The sequence below is a fragment of the Streptomyces sp. NPDC051364 genome, from assembly GCF_040682115.1.
Classification (GTDB): domain Bacteria; phylum Actinomycetota; class Actinomycetes; order Streptomycetales; family Streptomycetaceae; genus Streptomyces.
Genome location: NZ_JBFBAH010000014.1, coordinates 13,271 through 39,246, shown reverse-complemented (window position 1 = coordinate 39,246; position 25,976 = coordinate 13,271). Strand labels below are relative to the sequence as shown.

The window sequence follows — 25,976 nt, the reverse complement described above, 5'->3', positions numbered from 1 at the left end:
CTCGTCGATTGACTCAGCTGAGTGCGGTCAGCTGGCGTCTTCGTCGTCGACCCAGCCCATGGACCGCTCCACGGCCTTGAGCCAGCTCTTGTACTCGCGGTCCCGCTGCTCGGCGGGCATCCGCGGGGTCCACTCCGCCGCGCGGCGCCAGTTGGCGCGCAGGGCGTCGGTGTCGGGCCAGAAGCCGACGGCCAGGCCGGCGGCGTAGGCGGCGCCGAGGCAGGTGGTCTCGGCGACCATCGGGCGCACCACGGGGGCGTCCAGGAAGTCCGAGAGCGTCTGCATCAGCAGGTTGTTGGAGGTCATGCCGCCGTCGACCTTCAGGGCCGCGAGCTCGACGCCCGAGTCCTTGGTCATGGCGTCGGTGATCTCACGGGTCTGCCAGGCGGTGGCCTCCAGGACGGCGCGGGCGATGTGCGCCTTGGTGACGTACCGGGTCAGGCCGGCGATCACACCGCGGGCGTCGGAGCGCCAGTACGGGGCGAACAGACCGGAGAAGGCCGGCACGAAGTAGGCGCCGCCGTTGTCCTCGACGGAGGAGGCCAGGGTCTCGATCTCGGCCGCGGACTTGATCAGGCCCATCTGGTCGCGCATCCACTGGACGAGCGAGCCGGTGACGGCGATGGAGCCCTCCAGCGCGTAGACCGGCTGCTGGTCGCCGATCTGGTAGCCGACCGTGGTCAGCAGGCCGCTGTAGGAGTTGATGATCTTGTCGCCGGTGTTCATCAGCATGAACGTTCCGGTGCCGTACGTGGACTTGGCCTCGCCCTCGGCGAAGCAGGTCTGGCCGAACAGGGCGGCCTGCTGGTCACCGAGCGCCGAGGCGACCGGGACACCGGCGAGGACGCCCTCCTTGACGTGGCCGTAGACCTCGGCGGAGGACTTGATCTCCGGGAGGACGTTGAGCGGGACGCCCATGGACTCGGCGATCTTCTCGTCCCAGGCCAGGGTGTGCAGGTTCATCAGCATGGTGCGCGAGGCGTTGGTGACGTCGGTGACGTGCACGCCGCCCTGGGCGCCGCCCGTGAGGTTCCAGATGACCCACGAGTCCATGGTGCCGAACAGGATGTCGCCGGCCTCGGCGCGCTCGCGCAGGCCCTCGACGTTGTCCAGCAGCCAGCGGACCTTCGGACCGGCGAAGTAGCTCGCCAGCGGCAGGCCGGTCTCGCGGCGGAAGCGGTCCTGGCCGACGTTGCGGCCGAGCTCCTTGCAGAGGGTGTCCGTGCGGGTGTCCTGCCAGACCAGCGCGTTGTGCACCGGCTCGCCGGTGTTCTTGTCCCACAGGAGGGTGGTCTCGCGCTGGTTGGTGATGCCGACGGCCTTGACGTCGGCGGCGGTGATCTCGGCCTTGGCGATGGCTCCGGCGACGACCTCCTGGACGTTGGTCCAGATCTCGGTGGCGTCGTGCTCGACCCAGCCCGGCTTCGGGAAGATCTGCTCGTGCTCCTTCTGGTCGACGGCGACGATGCGGCCGTCGCGGTCGAACACGATGCAGCGGGAGGAGGTGGTGCCCTGGTCGATCGCGGCGATGAAGGGGCCGGTGCTGCTGGTCATGTGGCTGCTCCTGGCAGGTCTGTGGGTAGGCGGAATCAGGATGCGGTGCGGATCTTACGAGCGCGGGCCGATGCTGATCAGGCGAACGCGATGTTGTACAGACCGCCGGCTATGACGGCACCGACGAGCGGGCCGACGACCGGGATCCAGGAGTACCCCCAGTCCGAGCCGCCCTTGTTGGGCAGCGGGAGCAGGGCGTGCACGATGCGCGGACCGAGGTCGCGGACCGGGTTGATGGCGTAGCCGGTCGGACCGCCCAGCGAGAGGCCGATGCCGACGACCACGAACGAGGTGATCAGGACGCCGATGACACCGAGGCCCTTGCCACCGTCCTGCAGGCCCTGGGTGAGGATCGCCAGGACCAGGACGAACGTACCGATGATCTCGGTGGCGAGGTTCTGGACGACGTTGCGGATCTCGGGGCCGGTGGAGAAGATCCCGAGCACGGGGCCCGCCTGGTCGTGCGGGTGCGGGTCCTCGGGGCCGAGCTTGGCGTCACGGATGTTCTCCGGGTCCGCCAGGTGCACCCGGAACTGGCCGTAGTAGGTGACCCACATCAGGACCGCGCCGAGCATTGCGCCGAGCAGCTGGCCGGCGAAGTAGACCGGTACGTCGTTCCAGTCGCTGTTCTTGACGGCGAGGCCGACGGTGACCGCCGGGTTGAGGTGCGCGCCGGAGAGCGGGGCGGCCACGTAGGCGGCGATCAGTACGGCGAAACCCCAGCCGAAGGTGATCGCGAGCCAGCCCGCGTTGCGGGCCTTGGAGCTCTTGAGCGTCAGGGCGGCGCAGACGCCACCACCGAGCAGGGTGAGCAGGGCGGTACCGATGGTCTCGCCGATGAAGATGTCGGAGCTGGACACCCGCGACTCCTTACGTACGTCCAGGGGTGGGCGGACACCGGGTCCCTCCGGTGGTCCACGCACTCGGTGAGTGCTGCACCGGTCCTTGGCCTCGCCACACCCTAACGCGTATTGCCGGTAGGTGTTCGACAATGCCGACCGATGAACGGCAGTTTTCCGCCTAGGTGAAGAACGCGTCAAGGGTCGACCAGGTCAAAGAACCGGATCGTTACCACTCCGGACGATCGCCCAAATCAAGCCAATGAACGATCAGAAAATGACAAAATCCACCCAATTGGCGCACAAGGTGGCCACTGGGTGGATCGGATGGGGTCAGGTCAAGCTCAGAACCGGCCCGCCCCGAGATCGCGTGAAACCGACCTTGCGCAGTCCCGTACGGAGGCCACCAGGGCCGCCCGGGGCTCCCTGGACTCCCCGCAGACCCGCTCCACGGCACCCGCGACCGCCACCGCGCCGACCGGCATCCGGCGCCGGTCGTGGATGGGCGCGGCCACCGAGGCGATGCCGTCCCAGGTCTCCTCGACATCGGCGGCCCAGCCGCGCGCCCGGGTCAGCTCCAGGACCTCCTCGAACCCCCGGCTGTCGGTGACCGTACGGGGCGTGAACGCCTCCCGCTCGACCTCCACGGCCTGCGTGTGCGCGACCGGATCGTAGGCCGACAGCACCTTGCCCAGGGCCGTGGAGTGCAGCGGCTGCATGGCTCCCACCTCCAGCACCTGGCGGCTGTCGTCGGGCCGGAACACGTGGTGCATGATCAGCACCCCGCTCTTGTGCAGCACGCCCACGTACACGCTCTCGCCGCTCGCCCGGGCCAGGTCGTCCGTCCAGACCAGGGCGCGGGCCCGCAGCTCGTGCACGTCGAGGTAGCTGTTGCCCAGGCGCAGCAGCTCCGCGCCCAGCTGGTAGCGGCCGGAGGCCGGGTCCTGCTCCACGAAGCCCTCGGCCTGCAGGGTGCGCAGGATCCCGTGCGCCGTGCCCTTGGCCAGGCCCAGGGAGGACGCCACATCCGATAGGCCCAGCCGGCGTTCCCCGCCCGCCAGGAGCCGCAGCATCGCAGCGGCTCGTTCGAGCGACTGGATGTTCCGTGCCATCGCGCAGCCTCCTGCTGACGTAGTTCGACAATGCTGAACACTATCGGTCGATGCCGACCTTGTGCATGGTTGGGCAGTCCGGAGCCTCGTTCGAGCCGACCCAGCCGAGCGACACGCCCGAGCCGACACACCCGAGCGGACGTCCCGCGCACAGGATGCAGTCCGCCACGTGGGACACCCTCACCGGGTCAGGTGCCGCGCGGTTACCCTGGCCGCGTGCACCCTTGACACAGAGGGGGTGCAAAGCCGACAGCCGTCGCATCCCAGGGAGCTCAACCATGGCCTCGTTGCCGAACCCGCCCGCTGACACCCAGACCCGGGCCGATGCCCTCCGAGAGGCGCTCGCCACCCGTGTGGTCGTCGCCGACGGAGCCATGGGAACGATGCTCCAGGCGCAGGACCCCTCCATGGAGGACTTCCAGCAACTCGAAGGATGCAACGAGGTCCTCAACGTCACCCGTCCGGACATTGTGCGCACCGTCCACGAGGCGTACTTCTCCGTGGGCGTGGACTGCGTCGAGACGAACACCTTCGGTGCGAACTACGCCGCGCTCGCCGAGTACGACATCGCCGAACGCAACTTCGAGCTCTCCGAGGCCGGCGCCCGCATCGCCCGCGAGGTCGCCGACGAGTTCACCGCCTCCACCGGGCAGCAGCGCTGGGTCCTGGGCTCCATCGGCCCCGGCACCAAGCTGCCCACCCTCGGCCACATCACCTACGCCCAGATCCGCGACGCCTACCAGGTCAACGCCGAGGGCCTGATCTCCGGCGGCGCCGACGCGCTGCTCGTCGAGACCACACAGGACCTGCTCCAGACCAAGTCCTCCATCATCGGCGCCCGCCGCGCCATGGAGGCACTCGGCGTTACCGTCCCGCTGATCTGTTCGGTGACGGTGGAGACGACCGGCACGATGCTGCTGGGGTCGGAGATCGGTGCGGCGCTGACGGCGCTCGAGCCGCTGGGCATCGACATGATCGGCCTGAACTGCGCCACCGGCCCTGCCGAGATGAGCGAGCACCTGCGCTACCTGGCGCGCAACGCCCGCATCCCGCTCTCCTGCATGCCCAACGCCGGCCTGCCCGTCCTGACCAAGGACGGCGCGCACTACCCGCTGAGCGCCCCCGAGCTCGCCGACGCCCAGGAGACCTTCGTCCGCGAGTACGGGCTCTCCCTGGTCGGCGGCTGCTGCGGCACCACGCCCGAACACCTGCGGCAGGTCGTGGAGCGGGTCCGCGGCACGGCCATCACCCAGCGCACCCCCCAGCCCGAGCCCGGCGCGGCCTCCCTCTATCAGACGGTGCCGTTCCGGCAGGACACCTCGTACATGGCGATCGGTGAGCGGACGAACGCGAACGGGTCGAAGAAGTTCCGTGAGGCGATGCTGGATGCCCGCTGGGACGACTGTGTGGAGATGGCGCGCGATCAGATCCGTGAGGGCGCGCACATGCTCGACCTGTGTGTGGACTACGTGGGCCGTGACGGTGTCGCGGACATGGAGGAGCTGGCGGGCCGTTTCGCGACGGCCTCGACGCTGCCGATCGTGCTGGACTCCACCGAGGTTCCCGTGATCCAGGCGGGTCTGGAGAAGCTGGGCGGGCGCGCGGTCATCAACTCGGTGAACTACGAGGACGGTGACGGTCCCCAGTCGCGTTTCGCGAAGGTGACCGGGCTGGCGCGGGAGCACGGGGCGGCGCTGATCGCGCTGACCATCGACGAGGAGGGCCAGGCCCGTACCGTCGAGCACAAGGTCGCCATCGCCGAACGCCTCATCGACGACCTGACGGGGAATTGGGGGATCCATGAGTCGGACATCCTCATCGACACCCTGACCTTCACCATCTGCACCGGTCAGGAGGAGTCCCGGGGTGACGGCATCGCCACGATCGAGGCGATCCGCGAGCTCAAGCGCCGCCACCCGGACGTCCAGACCACCCTGGGCCTGTCGAACATCTCCTTCGGCCTGAACCCGGCTGCCCGTGTGCTGCTGAACTCGGTGTTCCTTGACGAGTGCGTCAAGGCGGGGCTGGATTCGGCGATCGTGCACGCGTCGAAGATCCTGCCGATCGCCCGGTTCGACGAGGAGCAGGTCACCACCGCCCTGGACCTGATCTACGACCGGCGCGCCGAGGGTTACGACCCGCTGCAGAAGCTGATGGCCCTGTTCGAGGGTGTGAACACCAAGTCGATGAAGGCCGGCCGCGCCGAGGAACTCCTCGCGCTGCCGCTGGACGAGCGGCTGCAGCGGCGGATCATCGACGGTGAGAAGAACGGCCTGGAGACCGACCTCGCCGAGGCCCTTCAGACCCGCCCGGCCCTGGACATCGTCAACGACACCCTGCTGGAGGGCATGAAGGTCGTCGGTGAGCTGTTCGGCTCCGGCCAGATGCAGCTGCCGTTCGTGCTGCAGTCGGCCGAGGTCATGAAGACGGCGGTCGCCTACCTCGAGCCGCACATGGAGAAGACCGACGACGAGGGCAAGGGCACCATCGTCCTCGCGACCGTGCGCGGTGACGTCCATGACATCGGCAAGAACCTGGTCGACATCATCCTGACCAACAACGGCTACAACGTCGTGAACATCGGCATCAAGCAGCCGGTCTCCGCGATCCTGGAGGCCGCGCAGGAGCACAGGGCCGACGTGATCGGCATGTCCGGTCTGCTGGTGAAGTCGACCGTGATCATGAAGGAGAACCTGCAGGAGCTCAACCAGCGCAAGCTGGCCGCCGACTACCCGGTCATCCTCGGCGGCGCCGCGCTGACCCGCGCCTACGTCGAACAGGACCTCCACGAAATCTACGAAGGCGAAGTCCGCTACGCCCGCGACGCCTTCGAGGGCCTGCGCCTGATGGACGCCCTCATCGCCGTCAAGCGCGGCGTGCCGGGCGCCTCCCTGCCCGAGCTGAAGCAGCGCCGAGTGGCCAAGCGGGACACCCCGGTCCTCCGGGCGGAGGAGCCCGAGGAGCCGGGCGGCCGCTCCGACGTCGCGATCGACAACCCGGTCCCGACCCCGCCGTTCTGGGGCACCCGCGTGGTCAAGGGCATCCCGCTCAAGGACTACGCCTCCTGGCTGGACGAGGGCGCCCTCTTCAAGGGCCAGTGGGGCCTCAAGCAGGCCCGCGCCGGCGGTGCCACGTACGAGGAGCTCGTCGAGAGCGAGGGCCGGCCGCGGCTGCGCGGCCTCCTCGACAAGCTGCACACCGAGAACCTGCTCGAGGCCGCGGTGGTCTACGGCTACTTCCCCTGCGTGTCCAAGGGCGAGGACCTGATCATCCTCGACGACGACGGGAACGAGCGGACCCGCTTCACCTTCCCGCGCCAGCGCCGCGGCCGCCGCCTGTGCCTCGCCGACTTCTTCCGCCCGGAGGAGTCCGGCGAGACGGACGTCGTCGGCCTCCAGGTCGTCACCGTCGGGTCGAAGATCGGTGAGGCCACGGCCAAGCTGTTCGAGTCCGACTCCTACCGCGAGTACCTGGAGCTGCACGGCCTGTCGGTGCAGCTCGCCGAGGCCATGGCCGAGTACTGGCACGCCCGCGTCCGCGCCGAGCTGGGCTTCGGCGGCGAGGACCCGGCCGCGGTCGAGGACATGTTCGACCTGAAGTACCGCGGCGCCCGCTTCTCGCTCGGCTACGGCGCCTGCCCCGACCTGGAGGACCGCGCCAAGATCGCCGACCTCCTCCAGCCGGAGCGGATCGGCGTCCACCTCTCCGAGGAGTTCCAGCTCCACCCGGAGCAGTCCACCGACGCGATCGTCATCCACCACCCCGAAGCGAAGTATTTCAACGCACGCTGACGCGGACCGACGTACACTTGTCGGTCCCATACAGGCCGGTCGCCTGTTCCCCCGGGGGATGCCCCATGGGGAAGAGGTGACCGGCCTTCTCGTCCCCTGAAAGAGGTGTGCCGGATGACCAGCACCGTTCCCGCGCCCGTCGCCCGTACGGCCGACGGGCATGCCCTGCAGGCGGTGCTGCTCGACATGGACGGCACCCTCGTCGACACCGAGGGTTTCTGGTGGGAGATCGAGGTGGACGTCTTCGGCGAGCTCGGTCACCGGCTCGACGAGGCCTGGCGCGACATCGTCGTCGGCGGGCCCATGACCCGCAGCGCCACCTTCCTCATCGAGTCCACCGGCGCCGCCATCACCCTTTCGGAGCTGAGCGTCCTGCTCAACGAGCGCTTCGAGGCGCGGATCGCCGACCAGGTCCCGCTGATGCCGGGCGCCGAGCGGCTGCTGGCCGAGCTGGCCCGGCACAACGTGCCCACCGCCCTCGTCTCCGCCTCGCACCGCCGCGTCATCGACCGGGTGCTGCGCTCGCTGGGCCCCGAGCGGTTCGCGCTGAGCGTGGCCGGCGACGAGGTGGCCCGTACCAAGCCGCACCCCGACCCGTACCTGCTGGCCGCCCGCACCCTCGGCGCGCACCCGTCGCGCTGCGCGGTCATCGAGGACACCGCGACCGGCGTCGCCTCCGCCGAGGCTGCCGGCTGCCGGGTCGTGGCCGTCCCCTCGGTCGGCGTCATCGCGCCCGCCCCGGGCCGCACCATCGTGCGCTCGCTGGAGGACGTCGACCTTCCGTTCCTGCGCTCCCTCATCACTCCGATGAACTGATCGCACACGCTCAGTGCCGAACGGAACACCCGCCAGACCGAGGTCCCGCGGAAGGATTTTCCGTTCCATGGCCCGGAGGCTGAAATTCCATCCTTTCCCTGGCGGTTGTCCCGGGTGACCTTTGTCACGCGCCAAGCCCCCTATGGACCTGTCCAAGGGCACGGAAAGCTTCCCTTGTGTCCGGATTGATCAGCTCCTGACCGAATCTGCGGTGACTCCCACATGGACAGGCAGTCCGCACCCATCACCGTGCGATTACGCCCCAAGTCCTGCCAGTTCAAGCCATCCCGTCCCAGGCCACTAATGTCGACGCGGGCACTACGCCGCACCTCTGCTGACCCGGACACACACCTATGTGCCGGGACCGCGTGGACCGATCGTCACAACACCGGCCCGATCGTTCCGCCCTGAACGGGCGACCGCCGCGAAGTGCCCTTTACGCCGCTTTGAGCAAGTGCCGGTCAAGGGAGTACTTCCAGCATGAACCGCAAGACCCTGGTGCTGACGGCTGCGGCCGGACTGCTCACCCCCGCGCTCGCCGCATGCGGCAGCACGAGCGGAGGCGGAGCAGGATCCGGAGCGATCGTCGTCGGCACCACCGACCGGTTCGAGGCAGCCGACTACGCTCCCGCACCGTTCGACCCGGCCTACGCCTACGACGCCGGCGCCTGGAACGTCCTGCGGCAGACCGTCCAGACGCTGATGCACACCCCCCGCGGCGGCGGCCAGCCCGTCCCCGAAGCAGCCTCCGACTGCCGCTTCACCGACACCGGCAACGAGAGCTACCGCTGCACCCTGCGGCCCGACCTCAAGTTCGCCGACGGCCAGCCGCTCACCGCGAAGGACGTCAAGTTCTCCATCGAGCGCGTCCTCGCCATCAAGGACGAGAACGGCCCCTCCTCGCTGCTCTCCACCGTCGACACCGTCGAGGTGAAGGCCGCCGACACCGTCGTCTTCCACCTGAAGACCCCGGACGCGACCTTCCCGCAGAAGCTCTCCACCCCCGCCGCCGGCATCGTGAGCGAGAAGAACTACGACGCCAAGAAGCTCCGCGAGGGCTTCTCCGTCGACGGCTCCGGCCCGTACACGATGAAGGCCGAGGTCAAGGACGACCACCTCGTCCGCGCCGTCTTCAGCAAGAACCCGCACTACAAGGGCGACCTCAAGCTGCAGAACGACAAGGTCGAACTGCACACCTTCAACGACTCCGCGGCCATGGGCAAGGCACTCACCGCCGGATCCATCCAGATGGTCTCCCGCACCCTGTCGCCCGCCCAGATCACCGAGTTCGCCGCCAAGCCGCCCAAGGGCGTCAAGCTGGTACCGATGCCCGGCCTGGAGATCCGCTACATCGGATTCAACACCGAGGCCCCGGCCGTCAAGGACAAGGCCGTACGCCAGGCCCTCGCCGCCGCCGTCGACCGCAACGCGATCATCGACAAGGTCTACGGCAAGTCCGCGCAGCCCCTGTACTCGCTGGTCCCCACCACCCTGACGGGCCACGTCAACTCCTTCTTCAACAAGTACGGCGAAGCCAACACCGCGAAGGCCGCCGACCTGCTGAAGAGCGCCGGGATCAAGACCCCGGTCAAGCTGACGCTGAACTACACCAAGGACCACTACGGCGACGGCACGGCCACCGAGTTCGAGACGCTGAAGAACCAGCTGAACTCCACCCAGCTGTTCGACGTCACCGTCCAGGGCTCCGAATGGTCCGACTTCCGGCCCGCGCAGAAGAAGGGCGACTACGCCGCCTACGGGCTCGGCTGGTTCCCCGACTACCCCGACGCCGACAACTTCCTCGCTCCTTTCCTCGAGCAGGACAACTTCCTGGGCACGCCGTACGCCAACGCCGCGGTGCGCACCAAGCTCATCCCCGACTCCCGGCGCGCCGTCGACCGCAACGTCGCCGTCCCCGCGATCACGGAGATGCAGGACATCGTCGCCGAGGACGTGCCCGTCCTGCCGCTGTGGCAGGGCAAGCAGTACGTCGCCGCACGCGACGGGATCACCGGAGTGGAGTGGTCGGTCAACGCCATCTCCGACCTCCAGCTGTGGGAACTCGGCCGCGGTGTCAGCGGCTGAGACCGGCAGCAACCGGCAGCAACCGGCGGCGGGTGTCGCAGGCCGGCGGAACGAAACAGTGAGACTGTGAAGGACGTTCGCGTGAATCGACGTAACCAGTGGTTGGCGGCTCCGCTCGGCGCAGCCACCGCCGCCGCGCTGCTCAGCGGTTGCGGTTCGACCGGCAGCCCCACCGCCGGCGGCGGCAAGGGTGTGGTCATGGGCATATCCGACAAGGTGAAGTCCACCGACCCCGCATCGGGTTACGACCCGGGGTCCTGGCTGCTCTTCAACAACGTCTTCCAGTCCCTGCTGAGCTTCCCCAAGGGCGGCACCACCCCCGAGCCCGACGCCGCCCAGGCCTGCAACTTCGAAGGCGGCGACAGCAAGCTCTACAAGTGCACCCTGCGCACCGGCCTGAAGTTCAGCAACGGCCACGCCCTCACCTCCAAGGACGTCAAGTTCTCCTTCGAGCGCACGCTGAAGATCAATGACGCCAACGGCCCCGCCGTGATGCTGTCCTCGATCGCCGGCATCGACACCCCCGACGAGAAGACCGTCGTCTTCCGCCTCAAGACGTCCGACGCGACCTTCCCCAGCAAGATCGCATCGGGCGCGGGCTCCATCGTCGACCACAGCGAGTACCCGGCCGACAAGCTCCGCGCCGACGGCAAGGCCGTCGGCTCCGGCGTCTACAAGCTGGACTCGATGAGCGAGAAGAGCGCAAGCTTCTCCGTCAACGACTCCTACAGCGGCAAGGCCAAGGCCAAGAACACCGGCGTCACCCTCAAGTTCTTCAACGAGGACCAGGCCGCCCTCAAGAGGGTCCTGGAAAGCGGCGAGGTCGACTTCGCCTTCCGCGGCCTCGCCGCCAAGGACATCGCGAGCATGTCCTCCACCAAGACCGGGGACCACAAGGTCGAGGTCGTCCAGGGCACCGGCGCCGAAGTCGAGCACCTCGTCTTCAACATGAACGACCCGGTCGCCGGGAAGCTCCCCATCCGCAAGGCCATCGCCTACCTCGTCGACCGCGAAGCGCTCGTCAAGGACGTCTACGACGGCACTGCGACCGCGCTGTACTCGATCGTCCCGGCCGGCATCGGCTCCCACAACACCGCTTTCTTCGACCGCTACGGCGGCAGCCCGCAGCCGAAGAAGGCCGAAGCCGTCCTGCGCGCCGCCGGCATCAAGGACAAGGTGAAGATCACCCTGTACTCGACGCCCACCCGCTACGGCCCGTCCACGGACCAGGAATTCCAGCTCATCGCCAAGCAGCTCAACGACAGCGGGCTCTTCGAGGCCGACGTCAAGTCCGTCGAGTTCGGGCAGTACGAGAAGGACATCCAGGACGGCAAGTACGGCGTGTACGTGAAGGGCTGGGTCCCCGACTACCCGGACGCCGACAACTTCACGCAGCCGTTCTTCGGCCCGGACAACGTCCTGCGCAACAACTACGACAACAAGGAGATCTCCGGGACCATCATTCCGTCGACCTCCACGAAGTCCGACCGCACCGCGGCCACCGTCGACTACAACCGCCTCCAGGACATCGTCGCCGACGAGGTCCCGATCCTCCCGCTCTGGCAGGGCAAGCAGTACGCCGTCACCCGCCAGAACGTGACGGGCCTGCAGTGGTCGCTCGACGCCTCCACCGTCTTCCGCTTCTGGGAGATCAGCAAGGGCTGACCCGTACCCGGTACGGCGAAGGGGCCGGCAGCCGCATCGTGCGGCTGCCGGCCTCTTCGGCCGCTCCCGGCCCGGTCCTGCCCGGCGCGTTACTGCCCCGCGCCCGGCCGCACCAGACCGCTCTCGTACGCGTACACCGCCGCCTGGACCCGGTCGCGCAGGCCCAGCTTCGTCAGCACGTGCCCCACATGCGTCTTCACCGTCGTCTCGCTCACGAACAGGTCCGCCGCGATCTCCGCGTTCGACAGGCCCCGCGCCACCAGCTTCAGCACCTCGACCTCCCGCTCGGTCAGCGTCCCCAAGGTGTCCGGCACGCTGTCGTCGCCCGACGGCAAGTGGCCCGCGTACTTGTCCAGCAGCCGCCGCGTGATGCTCGGCGCCAGCATCGCCTCGCCGCCCGCCACCACCCGGATCGCCTGCACCAGCTCGACGGCCGGCGCATCCTTCAGCAGGAACCCGCTCGCCCCCGCCCGCAGCGCCTCCACCACGTACTCGTCCAGATCGAACGTGGTCAGCACGAGCACCTTCGCCGGCCCGTCCCGGCCCGGACCGGTGATCTGCCGCGTCGCCTCCACCCCGTCCATCCGGGGCATCCGGATGTCCATCAGCACCACATCGGGCTGCAGCGCCCGCACCTGGTCCAGCGCCTGCAGACCGTCCCCGGCCTCCCCGACGACCGCCAGGTCCTGTTCGGCCTCCAGGATCATCCGGAAGCCGGTGCGCAGCAGCGGCTGGTCGTCGACCAGTAGGACGCGGATCGCCACAGGGGGTACCTCGTATTCGTACGGCGGCAACGACGGACGCCGCCCATTCTGCCCCGATCGGCCCGTCAGGATTCCTCGGGGCGGCCCGCCCCCGCCTCCGCCCCCGGCCTCGGGATGATCATCAGAGGATAGGCCGGGGGAGTCCCCCCGAACTCCGGACACACCGCCTGGTGATCGCACCAGCCGCACAGCTTCGTCGGGCGCGGCCGCCACTCGCCCGTCTCCGTCGCCTCCTTGATCGCCTCCCACAGCGCCAGCAGCTTGCGCTCCACCCGCTCCAGATCCGCGATCACCGGGTCGTACGTCAGCACGTCCCCACTACCCAGATACACCAGCTGGAGCCGCCGCGGCACCACCTGCTTCAGCCGCCACACCACCAGCGCATAGAACTTCATCTGGAACAGCGCACCCTCGGCGTACTCCGGCCGCGGCGCCTTGCCCGTCTTGTAGTCGACGATCCGCACCTCACCCGACGGAGCCACATCCACCCGGTCGATGATCCCGCGCAGCCGCAGCCCCGACTCCAGCTCCGTCTCCACGAAGAACTCCCGCTCCACCGGTTCCAGCCGCGTCGGGTCCTCCAGCGTGAACCACCGCTCCACCAGCGCCTCGGCCTCCGTCAGCCAGCGCGCCAGCCCCGCCCCCTCGTCCCCCTCCGGGAACAGCTCCACCAGCTCCGGCTTCGACTCCAGCAGCCGGTCCCATTGCCCCGGAACCAGCGCCTTCGCCCGCGGCGCCGTCCGCTCCTGCGCCGGATGATCGAACAACCGCTCCAGCACCGCATGCACCAGCGTGCCCCGCGTCGCCGCAGCACTCGGCTTCTCCGGCAGCCTGTCGATCACCCGGAACCGGTACAGCAGCGGGCACTGCATGAAATCGCTCGCCCGCGAAGGGGACAGCGAAGTAGGCGCCACAGCGCTCGGCGCTGCATCGGCATCGGCTGCGCCAGGAACCGGACCGGGGCTCGTCGTCATGGACAAAACCCTACGACCCGCCACCGACAGCGCGCGCATACCATCGACGCCGAGCCCCCTCGCACTGCATGATCGGAGCATCACACCGCGCCACCACGCACCCCGCCCCGCACCGACCGTGCGCCTGAACCACACTGAAAGCACCGCCGGCCGCACCCCGCCGGACAGCACCGAACGAAGGACACCCGTGGCAGACACCGACGAAACCGGCGAGCGCGCAGCCAAGCGCCCCGGACCGGGCGGCGGCATCCTCATGGGCCGCCCCTTCGGCGTCCCCGTCTACGTCTCGCCCAGCTGGTTCCTCGTCGCCGCCCTCATCACCTGGGTCTTCGGCGACCAGCTCGACCGCGTCCTGCCCCACCTCGGCCCCGCCCGCTACCTCGTCTCCCTCTTCTTCGCCGTCGCCTTCTACGCCTCCGTCCTCGTCCACGAACTCGCCCACACCGTCGCCGCCCTCCGCTTCAAACTCCCCGTGCGACGCATCCAGCTCCAGTTCTTCGGCGGAGTCTCCGAGATCGAGAAGGAATCCGAGACCCCCGGCCGCGAATTCGTCCTCGCCTTCGTCGGCCCCCTCCTCTCCCTCCTCCTCGCCGGCGCCTTCTACCTCGGCATGGAACTCGTCGACCCCGCCAGCGTCCCCGGCGTCCTCCTCGCCGGCCTGATGATCTCCAACCTGCTCGTCGCCGCCTTCAACCTGCTCCCCGGCCTCCCCCTCGACGGCGGCCGCATGCTCCGCGCCGTCATCTGGGGCATCACCGGCAAACCCATGACCGGCACCATCGCCGCCGCCTGGGTCGGCCGCGCCCTCGCCGTCGCCGTCCTCCTCGGCCTGCCGATGCTCACCCACACCGGCATCCTCGGCCCAGGCACGGACGACATCGGCGGAATGAACACCGTCATGGACGCCCTGCTCGCCGCGATCCTCGCCGCCATCATCTGGACCGGCGCCGGAAACAGCCTGCGCATGGCCCGCCTGCGCGAACACCTCCCCGAACTCCGCGCCCGCACCCTCACCCGCCGCGCCGTCCCCGTCGAGAACACCACCCCCCTCTCCGAAGCCCTGCGCCGCGCCGTCGAAGCAGGCGCCCGCGCCCTCGTCATCGTCGACGGCCACGGCGCCCCCGTCTCCATCGTCCGCGAGACCGCCATCGCCTCCGTCCCCGAACACCGCCGCCCCTGGGTCGACGTCAGCACCCTCGCGCAAGAGCTCACCGACGGAATGAAGGTTTCCGCGGAACTCTCCGGCGAAGAACTCCTCGACCACCTCCGCGCCACCCCCGCCACCGAATACCTCGTCGTCGAACCCGGCGGCGAGATCTACGGCGTCCTCTCCACCCTCGACGTCGAAAGGGCCTTCGTGAAGGCCATGGCGCGGCCCCAGTCCTGAAGCCAATACACTGGTCACATGTCCGAACCGACCGGTGCCGCCCGCCGACGCGGGCCCTTCGAGGTCGGGGACCAGGTTCAGCTCACCGACCCCAAGGGCCGCCACTACACGTTCACGCTCGAAGCAGGGAAGAATTTCCACACCCACAAGGGTTCCTTCCCGCACGACGAGCTGATCGGTGCTCCCGAGGGCAGTGTTGTCCGTACCACGGGGAACGTCGCGTACCTCGCGCTGCGCCCCCTGCTCCCCGACTATGTCCTGTCCATGCCCCGCGGTGCCGCCGTGGTCTACCCCAAGGACGCAGGCCAGATCCTGGCCTTCGCCGACATCTTCCCCGGCGCCCGCGTCGTGGAAGCAGGCGTCGGCTCCGGCTCCCTGAGCAGCTTCCTGCTGCGCGCCATCGGCGACCAGGGCATGCTCCACAGCTACGAGCGCCGCGCGGACTTCGCCGAGATCGCCACCGCCAACGTCGAGCGCTACTTCGGCGGCCCCCACCCCGCGTGGCAGCTGACCGTCGGCGACCTCCAGGACAACCTGTCCGACACCGACGTCGACCGCCTGATCCTCGACATGCTCGCCCCCTGGGAATGCCTGGAGGCCGTCTCCAAGGCCCTCGTCCCCGGCGGCATCCTCTGCTGCTACGTGGCCACCACCACCCAGCTGTCCAAGACCGTCGAGTCCATCCGCGAGATCGGCTGCTTCGCCGAACCGCAGCCCTGGGAATCGATGATCCGCAACTGGCACGTGGAAGGCCTCGCCGTCCGCCCGGACCACCGGATGATCGGCCACACCGGCTTCCTCGTCACCGCCCGCCGCCTCGCGGACGGCGTCGAGCCCCCGATGCGCCGCCGCCGCCCCGCCAAGGGTGCCTACGGCGAGGACTACGACGGACCCGGCAGCGACCGGTCCGCCTAGTGCCGGACGCCGCGACGGGGCGAACGCTGCCCGACGCGGCACTGGACACCGGCGACCGAGGCCACCCGGCCCCACCCAACACCAAGGCGCTGTGGCGCAGTTCCCCGAACGAACCGGGAACTGCGCCACAGCGCCTTTTCGTTGCCCTCCACACCGGCCCAGCCGACGCGGACCCGGCCGTTCCACCCCCGTGTGAGGTGTGGCACGATGCTGGCTCCCCGTCACCGTTCGCACAGGAGACACCCCGCGTGCCGCACCGCCCCTCCGAGCTGACGCCGACACTGGAAACCTTCGCGCACAACAGCGCCGGGCCCCTCCACTGGCTCGCCACGGCCACCGCCATGGCCGCCGTCATCGCCGCCGCGGGACTCGTCCAGCCGGACGCGGCCGCCACCGGCCACTCCACGGCCCCGGCAAACGGCCCCCAGGCCCCCCAGGCCGCCGCCCCCGACCCGGCCGGGTTCGGCTACCCCCTGGACTGCAAGGGCCTCCCCGTGGCCGTCACGGCCACCGCCCAGGGTGACCTCGACGGCGACGGCCGCCCCGAAACCGTCGCCGCCGTCCGCTGCGACGCAGGCTCCGGCACCCCGCCCCACGCGATCTACGTACTCACCCAGGACAAGACCCCCGGCGCCGCACCCAGGGTCGTCGCCACCCTCCTCGAGGCCGGAAAACGACAGACCGCCACCGACCTCACCATCCGCGACGGAGTCGTCACCGCCAGTCTCCTCGGATACTCCTCGCCCGAGGTGCCGCGCTACAGCCCCGACGTGAAACAGCTCGCCAAGTGGCGCTGGAGCGGCGGAAAATTCCGCCAGGAGCTGACGAACTCAGACGCCAGGAGTGTTTGAACCGTCACTCCGCGTCGGGGCCGTACACCTCGACCCTGTCCGAAACCCGCCTCACGTGGATGCAGTCACCCGGGCACTCCTTCGCCGAGTCCACCACGTCCTGCAGCAGCGTCAAAGGAACCGGAGTGGTCGCCCCCGCGTCCACCAGCAGCTCGTCCTCCGGGCTCTTCACGTACGCCAGACCATCGATGTCCAGCTCGAACACCTCCGGCGCGTACTGGACGCAGATCCCGTCACCGGTGCAGAGGTCCTGGTCGATCCAGACCTCCAGCGGCTCGCCGGCCTGCCCGCCGCCGCCCGCGGAAGCCTCCTGCTGCACGGTCATATCTCCTGCCGTTCCCTGCGCTCAGTGATCCGTTTCCGCCACAAGCCCGCGGCAAGTCGCGCGAGCCCTGACGGGTGTTGAACAGTTCGACCTTACAACCGGCCGCTTTCCGATGTTGATGGGTGGGTATTTCCTTGGCGTGAGGGAGTACGCAAGGGTGAAGATCGGACACACCCCTACCGTCTTTGTGATCTAGGGGTTTCAATCACCACCAGCCCAGGTAGGGTCAGGAAGCGTCCAGCTCCCCTTGGAGGAGGTGAGGACCGTGGCAGCCCACGACGACGACAACAACCGCGGCATCCGGCCGGGGCGAGGGTCTGAGGACCCCGCCGGCCAGGTTGCCTATCTCGAGCAGGAAATCGCCGTCCTGCGACGTAAGCTCGCCGACTCTCCGCGACACACGAGGATTCTCGAAGAGCGGATCGTCGAGCTCCAGACAAACCTGGCCGGCGTCTCCGCACAAAACGAGCGACTGGCAAATACGCTCCGCGAGGCCCGCGACCAGATCGTCGCCCTCAAGGAGGAAGTCGACCGGCTCGCACAGCCGCCGGCCGGCTTCGGTGTCTTCCTTCAGGCGAACGAAGACGGCACCGTCGACATCTTCACCGGCGGCCGAAAGCTCCGCGTGAACGTCAGCCCCAGCGTCGAACCGGAAGACCTCCGGCGCGGCCAGGAGGTCATGCTCAACGAGGCCCTCAACGTGGTCGAGGCCATGGAGTTCGAACGGGCCGGGGACATCGTCACCCTCAAGGAAATCCTCGAGGACGGCGAGCGCGCCCTGGTGGTCGGGCACACCGACGAGGAAAGGGTGGTGAGGCTCGCCGAGCCGCTCCTGGACATCACCATCCGCCCCGGCGACGCCCTCCTGCTCGAACCCCGCTCCGGCTACGTCTACGAGGTCGTCCCCAAGAGCGAGGTCGAAGAACTCGTCCTCGAAGAGGTCCCCGACATCGACTACAGCAAGATCGGCGGCCTGGGCGACCAGATCGAGCTGATCCGCGACGCGGTCGAGCTCCCGTACCTCTACCCCGACCTGTTCAAAGAGCACGAACTGCGGCCCCCCAAGGGCATCCTGCTCTACGGCCCCCCCGGCTGCGGCAAGACACTCATCGCCAAGGCCGTGGCCAACTCCCTTGCCAAGAAGGTCGCCGAGGTGACCGGCCAGCCCGCCGGGAAGTCCTACTTCCTGAACATCAAGGGCCCCGAACTCCTCAACAAGTACGTCGGCGAGACCGAGCGGCACATCCGCCTCGTCTTCCAGCGTGCCCGCGAAAAAGCCAGCGAGGGCACCCCCGTCATCGTCTTCTTCGACGAGATGGAATCCCTCTTCCGCACCCGCGGATCCGGAGTCAGCTCGGACGTGGAGAACACCATCGTCCCCCAGCTGCTCGCCGAGATCGACGGCGTGGAAGGCCTGGAGAACGTCATCGTCATCGGCGCCTCCAACCGCGAGGACATGATCGACCCGGCCATCCTGCGCCCCGGCCGGCTCGACGTGAAGATCAAGATCGAGCGCCCCGACGCCGAAGCGGCCCGGGACATCTTCGCCAAGTACCTCAAGGCCTCGCTGCCGCTCCACAGCGACGACCTCTCCGAGCACTCCGGCTTGCCCGAGGTCGCCGTCCACAGCATGATCCAGACCGTCGTCGAGCAGATGTACGCCGAAACCGAGGAGAACCGCTTCCTCGAGGTCACGTACGCCAACGGCGACAAGGAAGTCCTCTACTTCAAGGACTTCAACTCCGGCGCCATGATCCAGAACATCGTGGACCGTGCGAAGAAGATGGCCATCAAGGCCTTCCTCGAGCACAACCAGAAGGGCCTTCGCGTCGCCCACCTCCTCCAGGCTTGCGTGGACGAGTTCAAGGAGAACGAAGACCTGCCCAACACCACCAACCCGGACGACTGGGCCCGGATCTCCGGAAAGAAGGGGGAGCGGATCGTCTTCATCCGCACCCTCGTCACCGGAAAGCAGGGCGCAGACACCGGACGCTCCATCGACACGGTGGCAAACACCGGTCAGTACCTCTGATCGAACAGGGCGGCTGCGGGTGCCCTCACCGGGCACCCGCAGCCGACTGCTTTACCGACTGCTCTTTTCAGCCGGTGACGGGGCAAAGTCAATGACTGAAATGATCTCCCCACCAGCGCGGAGTGGTTCTAGGCTCTTCCGTACCGCCGCTCGCGCAGTGCGGGGACGGGCACCGCACACGCACCGGAGCACCAGCGGTACTTGAGCGCCGCTCCCGAACGGGAGCGCCGCCGGGCAAGGAGGGCCGCATGACCGTACGGCGAGTAATGGGAATCGAGACGGAGTACGGGATCTCCGTCCCGGGCCACCCGAACGCCAATGCCATGCTCACCTCGTCCCAGATCGTCAACGCCTACGCGGCGGCGATGCACCGGGCGCGACGCGCCCGCTGGGACTTCGAGGAGGAGAATCCGCTGCGGGACGCCCGCGGCTTCGACCTCGCCCGCGAGGCCGCCGACAACAGCCAGCTCACCGACGAGGACATCGGCCTCGCCAACGTCATCCTCACCAACGGCGCACGGCTCTACGTCGACCACGCGCACCCCGAATACAGCTCCCCGGAGATCACCAACCCGCTCGACGCCGTCCTCTGGGACAAGGCCGGCGAACGGATCATGGCCGAGGCAGCCGTACGGGCCGCCCAGCTCCCCGGAGCCCAGCCCATCCACCTCTACAAGAACAACACCGACAACAAGGGCGCCTCCTACGGCACGCACGAGAACTACCTGATGAAGCGGGAAACCCCCTTCTCGGAGATCGTGCGCCACCTCACCCCCTTCTTCGTCTCCCGCCAGGTCGTGACCGGCGCGGGACGCGTGGGCATCGGCCAGGACGGCCGCGAGCACGGCTTCCAGATCAGCCAGCGCGCGGACTACTTCGAAGTCGAGGTCGGCCTCGAGACCACACTCAAGCGCCCCATCATCAACACCCGCGACGAGCCCCACTCGGACGCCGAGAAGTACCGCCGGCTGCACGTGATCATCGGCGACGCCAACCTCTCCGAGATCTCGACGTACCTCAAGCTCGGCACCACCGCCCTCGTCCTCTCGATGATCGAGGACTCCTTCATCAACGTCGACCTGGCCGTCGACCAGCCGGTGCGGACCCTGCACCAGGTCTCCCACGACCCCGACCTGCAACACCTGATCACGCTGCGCAGCGGCCGCACCCTGACCGCCGTACAACTCCAGATGGAGTACTTCGAGCTGGCCAGGAAGTACGTGGACGAGCGTTTCGGCTCCGACGCCGACGAGCAGACCAAGGACATGCTGGTCCGCTGGGAGGACGTGCTCGGCCGGCTCGAGAGCGACCCGATGAGCCTGTCGGGAGAGCTCGACTGGATCGCGAAGCGCGAGATCCTCGAGGGCTACCGGAGGCGCGACGGCCTCGGCTGGGACGCCGCCCGGCTCCACCTGGTGGACCTCCAGTACGCGGACGTACGGCCCGAGAAGGGCCTGTACAACCGCCTGGTGGCCCGAGGCAAGATGAAGCGGCTGGTGGAGGAGCCGGCGGTGGAGCGCGCCCAGGGCAAGCCGCCGGAGGACACCCGGGCCTATTTCCGGGGCCGGTGCCTGGAGCAGTACGCGGACGACGTCGCCGCGGCCTCGTGGGACTCGGTGATCTTCGACCTCCCGGGCCGCGACTCCCTCCAGCGGGTCCCGACGCTGGAACCCCTGCGGGGTACCCGCAAACACGTGAAGGAGCTTCTGGACCGGTGCCGCACGGCGGAGGACCTGGTGAGGGTGCTTTCGGGGCAGTGAACGGGGCTGAAAGGCCCCCGTCCCGGGAATCATGAGAAAACCCGGACGTTATGAAAGTGCGGGGACGAATGCCGGACCCTCCTTGTAGGGTCCGACGTAAGGTCTGATCTTGAGGGATCCCGAATTCCCGGGGTCCCTCGCCGTGAGCGTGCGAACCGAGCGGGGTGAGGTAGACATGGCGACCAAGGACACCGGCGGCGGACAGCAGAAGGCGACGCGCTCGACCGAGGAGGTCGAGGAGGCAGCGGTCGAGGAATCGACCGACCTCAAGGAGCGCCAGGAGAAGCTCTCCGACGACGTCGACTCGGTACTTGACGAGATTGACGATGTACTCGAAGAGAATGCCGAGGATTTTGTTCGGAGTTTCGTACAAAAAGGCGGCGAGTAGCCTTCGAATCTAAGGTGAATCCGCCAGTGTGTGCTCCATGTCCAATGGAACCAAGTGGTGTCGCGGGTGCGCCCGGGACGTACCACTGAGCGGATTCGCCTCGGATCGAAATCGCAGCGACGGGCTCCAGCCCAGGTGCCGCGAGTGCGTGGCTGCGTACAGCGCTCAGCACTACAGGCGCCGCCAGGCCGCCAAAGGCAAGGTCGTCAAGGACCACGTGGAAGTGCCGGCGGAACACAAGCTCTGCCGGCAGTGCGGCGAGATCAAGCCGCACAGCGAATGGCACAAGAACGCCACGGCTTCTGACGGGTTATCCACCCGCTGCAAGGCCTGCCGGGCCGTCCAAGGCCGGGCGGGGCACCTGAAGCGCTCTTACGGCATCACCGAGGCCGAGCGTGACGAGATGATCGCCGCTCAAGGCGGGGTCTGCTTGCTCTGCCAAGCGGGTCCGGCAGAGCATGTGGATCACGATCATCAGACGGGTAAGGTCCGAGGCGTACTGTGCTTCAGCTGTAATGCAGCACTGGGGCAGTTCAAGGATCGGCCGGACGTCATACGGCGTGCAGCCGCTTACGTGGAAGGAAACCTGTGGAACCCAACACTCGTAGCACAGGGCGTCTACCGGCAGCCTTCCTGACGCCGGGGTCGTCGTCCTTCATGGACTTCCTGGGCGCGCACTCGCCCGAGATGCTGCCGGGGAACCGGAAGCTGCCCGAGGGCGTCGTCGAGGCGCCGCACGGGACGACCATCGTGGCGACCACCTTCCCCGGCGGGGTCGTGCTCGCCGGTGACCGGCGGGCGACCATGGGGAACATGATCGCGCAGCGGGACATCGAGAAGGTGTTCCCGGCCGACGAGTACTCCGCGGTGGGCATCGCCGGTACGGCCGGCCTGGCCGTGGAGATGGTGAAGCTGTTCCAGCTGGAGCTGGAGCACTTCGAGAAGGTGGAGGGGGCGACCCTTTCCCTCGAGGGCAAGGCCAATCGGCTGTCGACCATGATCCGGAGCAATCTGGGGATGGCGATGCAGGGGCTCGCGGTCGTGCCGCTGTTCGCGGGGTGGGACGAGGGCAAGGAGAAGGGCCGGATCTTCTCCTACGACGTGACCGGCGGCCGCTCCGAGGAGCACGGCTTCGCCGCCACCGGTTCCGGCTCGATCTTCGCGCGCGGCTCCATGAAGAAGCTGTACCGCCCCGACCTGACGGAGGAGCAGGCCACCACCCTTGTCGTGCAGGCGCTGTACGACGCGGCCGACGACGACTCGGCGACCGGTGGGCCGGACCTGTACCGCCACATCTACCCGATCGTCACCGTCATCACGGACGAGGGATTCCGCAGGCTCAGCGACGAGGAGTCGCAGGAGCTCGCCCGTACGGTCACCAACCGTCGTCTGGAGCAGCCCGACGGCCCGCGCGCCGCCCTGCTCTGACCATCCGTCGTCCTGTAGGACCCAGAAGAAAGGGACGGACAGCCGGTGTCGACTCCGTTCTACGTCTCACCCCAGCAGGCCATGGCCGACCGGGCGGAATACGCCCGGAAGGGCATCGCCCGCGGGCGCAGCCTTGTCGTGATTCAGTACGCCGACGGCATCGTGTTCGTCGGCGAGAACCCGTCCCGCGCGCTGCACAAGTTCAGCGAGATCTACGACCGGATCGGCTTCGCGGCCGCCGGCAAGTACAACGAGTACGAGAACCTGCGGATCGGCGGTGTGCGTTACGCGGATCTGCGTGGATACACGTACGACCGTGACGATGTGACGGCCCGTGGGCTGGCCAACGTCTATGCGCAGACGCTGGGCACGATCTTCTCGTCTGCCGGTGAGAAGCCGTACGAGGTGGAGTTGGTCGTGGCCGAGGTCGGTGCGACGGCCGCGGGTGACCAGATCTACCGGCTGCCGCACGACGGTTCGATCGTGGACGAGCACGGTTCGGTCGCGGTCGGTGGCAACGCCGAGCAGATCAGTACGTACCTGGATCAGCGTCACCGGGACGGGATGACGTTGTCCGAGGCGCTGAAGCTGGCGGTGCAGGCGCTGTCCAGTCAGGCGAACGGTGCGGACAAGGCGATTCCGGCGGAGCGGCTGGAGGTTGCGGTGCTGGACCGGACGCGGGCCCAGCAGCGGAAGTTCAAGCGGATCCGGGGCCGGCAGCTGTCGCGGCTGCTGGAGGCGGATGTCACGGCGGCCGTGCAGGCCGACGCGGTGTCGAACGACGAGGCTCCCGAGGACGATTCCGAGTAGATGTGCAAGCAGCGGCGCCCCTGGCCATTTCGGCCGGGGGCGCCGTTCGCGTTTCAGGGGGTGGCGGGGGCGGGGCCCGAGGAGGCGCGGACGATCAGTTCGACCGGGATGTCGGGGGCGGTCCAGGGGGTGCCTTCGAGGACGGCGAGGAGGGCGGCCATGCCCTGTTCGCCGACGCGTTCGGCGGGGAGGTGGACGGTGGTGAGCTCGGGTTCGACGGCGGTGGCGAGGGCGAGGTCGTCGAAGCCGGTGACGGAGAGGTCTTCGGGGACGCGCAGGCCGAGGCGGCGGGCGGCCTTGCAGGCGCCGGCGGCCAGGATGTCGTCGTCGCAGACGACGGCGGTGGGCCGGCCCTCGGGGGCTGCCAGGGCCGCCTCCATGGCCGTACGGGCGTCGGTGACGGTGAGCGGGGCCCGTACGGTGCGCAGCTCGGCGTGGGGCTTCAGGAGGGCGGCGAGGGCTTCGGCGCGGATGTCGAAGGTCCAGGAGTCGACGGCGGAGGCGAGGTGGAGGAAGCGGCGGTGGCCGAGGGCGAGGAGGTGTTCGGTGGTCTGGCGCATGCCGTCGGCCATGGCGAGGTTGACGTGGGCGGCGGCGCGGCCGGCGGTGGGGTCGCTGTCAAGCATGACGAGGGGGAGTGCGGCGTCGCCGATGGCGTCGAGGGCGTGGGCTGCCATGGAGGAGGCGATGACTCCGTCGAGGGCGGCGCGGGCGGAGGCGAAGGGGTCGCGGGCGGGGCCGGTGCCGTCGGGGGAGGGGTAGAGGACGACGCCGAAGCCGTGTTCGGCGGCGATGCGGGCGGCGCCGGTGTAGACGCGGGCGAAGAATTCGTTGGTGAGGGCGGGGACGACGAGGAGGGCGGTGCGGGTGGAGCCGAGGCGGAGGTTGCGGGCGGCGAGGTTGGGGCGGTAGCCGAGGGTCGTGGCGGCTTCGCGGACCAGGCCGGCGGTGCGTTCGGAGACGCGGCCGCGCCATTTGTCGCCGAGGACCAGGGAGACGGTGGCCTGGGAGACCCCGGCGGCGGTGGCCACGTCCCGGCTGGTGGGTCTCGTCACACGGCGCTCCTGTAATGCGAGGTCGGCGGGGGTGCGGCGGTCGTTCGGGTGGACCCCCGTGGTGTGGCCATGGTACGTATGACGGGTCACGTTATACGTATTACCCCGGCGCTGGTTCCGGGCAGAAGGGGGCGGACATGGCCGCGGGATACGCGGAGCTGCTCAGGACCCGGCACGCCGCGAGGCTGCTGGTGGGCACGCTCATAGGCCGGCTGCCGAACGGCACCGGGCCGATCGCGATCGTGCTGTTCACGCGTGCCGAGGGCGGCAGCTACAGCCTGGCGGGTGCTCTGGCGGCCGTGTACGGGCTGGCGAACGCGGTGGGTCAGCCGCTGCTGGGCCGCGCTGTGGACGTGTTCGGGCAGCCGCGGGTGCAGCTGCCGGCGGCCGTGGTCTCGGCGCTGGGCATGGTGTGGCTGGCGGTGGCGGGTACCGGGTCGGCGGCGGCCGCGTACGGGGCCGTGGTCGTGGCGGGGCTGTTCACGCCGCCGCTGGAGGGCGGGCTGCGGGCGCTGTGGCCGGGTGTGCTCGGTGGCAAGGAGGAGCGGGTGCACGCCGCGTACGCGATGGACGCGGTGGCCCAGGAGGTCATGTTCACGGTGGGGCCGCTGTTGGTGACGCTGTGCGTGGCGTTGTGGGACCCGGCCGGTGCGTTGCTGGTGATCAATGCGATCGGTGTGCTGGGGGCGCTGTCCGTCGTGGTGTCGGAGCCTTCGCGTACGTGGCGTTCGGCGCCGCGTGAGGCGCACTGGCTGGGCGCGCTGCGTTCGCGCGGGCTGCTGGCGCTGCTGGGTTCGTTCTTCTTCGTGGGCATGGCGCTGGGTTCGATCACGGTGGCGGGTGTGGCGTACGCGGACGATCACGGGAACCAGGCGGTGTACGGCTGGCTGATGGCGGCGCTGGGGCTGGGTGCGCTGGTCGGCGGGGTGGCGTACGGGGTGCGGCAGTGGTCGGGTGCGCCGGAGCGGCGGCTGCGGCTGCTGGTGGCGCTGCTGGCGGTGTGCTATCTGCCGCTGATGCTGGTTCCGGGCCCGGTGGCGATGACGGCGCTGACGGCGCTGGCGGGTGTGTTCCTGGCGCCTGCGCTGGCGTGTGCGTTCATCGTGGTGGACCGGCATGCTCCGGCGGGGACGGTGACGGAGGCGTTCTCGTGGCTGGTGACGTTCTTCGGGGTGGGTGCGGCGATCGGTACGGCCGCGGCCGGGCCGGCGGTGGAACTGGGCGGTACGGCGACGGGGTTCGGCGTGGCGAGTGTCGCGGGTGCGGCGGCGCTGCTGGTTCTGACGGTGACTCAGCGCATCCTGGCTGCTCCGGGCCGGACCTGTACGGTGACGGGCTCGGTGTCGGCGGCGGCCGAGGGTGCGGGCGGGGGCGTGGCGGAGGGCCCGGCGGGGGGCCCGGTCGAGCGGCTTGTCGACAACTGAT

21 protein-coding genes are annotated in these 25,976 nt (G+C 68.9%); 14 read left to right on the top strand and 7 right to left on the bottom strand.

Translation table 11 applies throughout. The features are described 5' to 3' along the window. Positions 1-27: 27 nt before the first annotated feature. From glpK to AB0M76_RS26415, 3 genes are all read right to left on the bottom strand, one after another. Positions 28-1,554, bottom strand: coding sequence for a glycerol kinase GlpK (gene glpK / locus AB0M76_RS26425; RefSeq protein ID WP_365955222.1), 1,527 nt, complete (start codon positions 1,552-1,554; stop codon positions 28-30). A 77-nt stretch (positions 1,555-1,631) separates the two neighbouring features. Further along, complete coding sequence (locus AB0M76_RS26420; RefSeq protein ID WP_365955221.1) at positions 1,632-2,414, bottom strand: MIP/aquaporin family protein; 783 nt, start codon at positions 2,412-2,414, stop codon at positions 1,632-1,634. 323 nt (positions 2,415-2,737) lie between these two features. Further along, on the bottom strand, positions 2,738-3,505 hold the full coding sequence (locus AB0M76_RS26415) for an IclR family transcriptional regulator (protein ID WP_365955220.1): 768 nt from the start codon (positions 3,503-3,505) through the stop codon (positions 2,738-2,740). A gap of 278 nt (positions 3,506-3,783) precedes the next feature. On the opposite strand from AB0M76_RS26415, the gene metH reads away from it, so the two are divergent. The 4 genes from metH to AB0M76_RS26395 all read left to right on the top strand — a co-directional run bounded on the left by metH (position 3,784) and on the right by AB0M76_RS26395 (position 11,862). Continuing rightward, positions 3,784-7,296: a methionine synthase gene (gene metH / locus AB0M76_RS26410; RefSeq protein ID WP_365955219.1), complete on the top strand. Its 3,513-nt coding sequence runs from the start codon at positions 3,784-3,786 to the stop codon at positions 7,294-7,296. Positions 7,297-7,410: 114 nt separating this feature from the next. Continuing rightward, the gene (locus AB0M76_RS26405) at positions 7,411-8,112 is read left to right on the top strand and encodes an HAD family phosphatase (RefSeq protein ID WP_365955218.1); all 702 of its coding nucleotides are present in this window, start codon (positions 7,411-7,413) and stop codon (positions 8,110-8,112) included. 480 nt (positions 8,113-8,592) lie between these two features. Then, on the top strand, positions 8,593-10,197 hold the full coding sequence (locus AB0M76_RS26400) for an ABC transporter substrate-binding protein (protein WP_365955217.1): 1,605 nt from the start codon (positions 8,593-8,595) through the stop codon (positions 10,195-10,197). An 81-nt stretch (positions 10,198-10,278) separates the two neighbouring features. Then, the gene (locus AB0M76_RS26395) at positions 10,279-11,862 is read left to right on the top strand and encodes an ABC transporter substrate-binding protein (protein ID WP_365955216.1); all 1,584 of its coding nucleotides are present in this window, start codon (positions 10,279-10,281) and stop codon (positions 11,860-11,862) included. An 89-nt stretch (positions 11,863-11,951) separates the two neighbouring features. Here the strand turns inward: AB0M76_RS26395 and AB0M76_RS26390 are convergent, their stop codons facing one another. Both AB0M76_RS26390 and AB0M76_RS26385 read right to left on the bottom strand, forming a co-directional pair. Beyond that, positions 11,952-12,626: a response regulator transcription factor gene (locus AB0M76_RS26390; protein ID WP_266668613.1), complete on the bottom strand. Its 675-nt coding sequence runs from the start codon at positions 12,624-12,626 to the stop codon at positions 11,952-11,954. Positions 12,627-12,691: 65 nt separating this feature from the next. Further along, positions 12,692-13,600: a RecB family exonuclease gene (locus AB0M76_RS26385; protein ID WP_365955215.1), complete on the bottom strand. Its 909-nt coding sequence runs from the start codon at positions 13,598-13,600 to the stop codon at positions 12,692-12,694. Between AB0M76_RS26385 and AB0M76_RS26380 the strand changes: the two genes are divergently transcribed. The 3 genes from AB0M76_RS26380 to AB0M76_RS26370 all read left to right on the top strand — a co-directional run bounded on the left by AB0M76_RS26380 (position 13,497) and on the right by AB0M76_RS26370 (position 16,753). Further along, positions 13,497-14,987: a site-2 protease family protein gene (locus tag AB0M76_RS26380; protein ID WP_365955214.1), complete on the top strand. Its 1,491-nt coding sequence runs from the start codon at positions 13,497-13,499 to the stop codon at positions 14,985-14,987. The genes AB0M76_RS26385 and AB0M76_RS26380 overlap by 104 nt on opposite strands. An 18-nt stretch (positions 14,988-15,005) precedes the next feature. Next, complete coding sequence (locus AB0M76_RS26375; RefSeq protein WP_365955213.1) at positions 15,006-15,902, top strand: tRNA (adenine-N1)-methyltransferase; 897 nt, start codon at positions 15,006-15,008, stop codon at positions 15,900-15,902. A 341-nt stretch (positions 15,903-16,243) separates the two neighbouring features. Beyond that, positions 16,244-16,753, top strand: coding sequence for a hypothetical protein (locus AB0M76_RS26370; RefSeq protein ID WP_365955350.1), 510 nt, complete (start codon positions 16,244-16,246; stop codon positions 16,751-16,753). A gap of 4 nt (positions 16,754-16,757) precedes the next feature. On the opposite strand, the gene AB0M76_RS26365 is transcribed toward AB0M76_RS26370, so the two are convergent. Continuing rightward, positions 16,758-17,078 (bottom strand): ferredoxin, encoded by a 321-nt coding sequence (locus tag AB0M76_RS26365; protein ID WP_267000304.1) that lies wholly within the window; start codon positions 17,076-17,078, stop codon positions 16,758-16,760. A gap of 265 nt (positions 17,079-17,343) precedes the next feature. Here AB0M76_RS26365 and arc point away from each other — a divergent pair, with 265 nt between their 5' ends. The 6 genes from arc (at position 17,344) to prcA (ending at position 23,496) form a co-directional block, all read left to right on the top strand. Further along, positions 17,344-19,110: a proteasome ATPase gene (arc, locus tag AB0M76_RS26360; protein ID WP_365955212.1), complete on the top strand. Its 1,767-nt coding sequence runs from the start codon at positions 17,344-17,346 to the stop codon at positions 19,108-19,110. A gap of 248 nt (positions 19,111-19,358) precedes the next feature. Further along, complete coding sequence (gene dop, locus AB0M76_RS26355; protein WP_365955211.1) at positions 19,359-20,870, top strand: depupylase/deamidase Dop; 1,512 nt, start codon at positions 19,359-19,361, stop codon at positions 20,868-20,870. A gap of 175 nt (positions 20,871-21,045) precedes the next feature. Next, entirely contained in the window at positions 21,046-21,258 is a 213-nt protein-coding gene (locus AB0M76_RS26350) for a ubiquitin-like protein Pup (protein WP_030233608.1), read from the top strand. Positions 21,259-21,295: 37 nt separating this feature from the next. Beyond that, positions 21,296-21,895 carry an endonuclease VII domain-containing protein gene (locus tag AB0M76_RS26345; RefSeq protein ID WP_365955210.1) on the top strand — a complete coding sequence of 200 codons (600 nt, stop codon included), beginning with the start codon at positions 21,296-21,298 and terminating at the stop codon, positions 21,893-21,895. Beyond that, the gene (gene prcB / locus AB0M76_RS26340) at positions 21,847-22,686 is read left to right on the top strand and encodes a proteasome subunit beta (RefSeq protein WP_266668621.1); all 840 of its coding nucleotides are present in this window, start codon (positions 21,847-21,849) and stop codon (positions 22,684-22,686) included. Before AB0M76_RS26345 ends, prcB begins: the two co-directional genes overlap by 49 nt. Positions 22,687-22,731: 45 nt before the next feature. After that, positions 22,732-23,496 (top strand): proteasome subunit alpha, encoded by a 765-nt coding sequence (gene prcA, locus AB0M76_RS26335; RefSeq protein WP_365955209.1) that lies wholly within the window; start codon positions 22,732-22,734, stop codon positions 23,494-23,496. Positions 23,497-23,549: 53 nt separating this feature from the next. Here the strand turns inward: prcA and AB0M76_RS26330 are convergent, their stop codons facing one another. After that, a complete protein-coding gene (locus tag AB0M76_RS26330) occupies positions 23,550-24,551 on the bottom strand; it encodes a LacI family DNA-binding transcriptional regulator (RefSeq protein ID WP_365955208.1) in 1,002 nt (333 codons plus the stop codon). A gap of 137 nt (positions 24,552-24,688) precedes the next feature. Between AB0M76_RS26330 and AB0M76_RS26325 the strand changes: the two genes are divergently transcribed. Continuing rightward, entirely contained in the window at positions 24,689-25,975 is a 1,287-nt protein-coding gene (locus tag AB0M76_RS26325) for an MFS transporter (protein WP_365955207.1), read from the top strand. The last annotated feature ends 1 nt before the right edge of the window (position 25,976 follow it).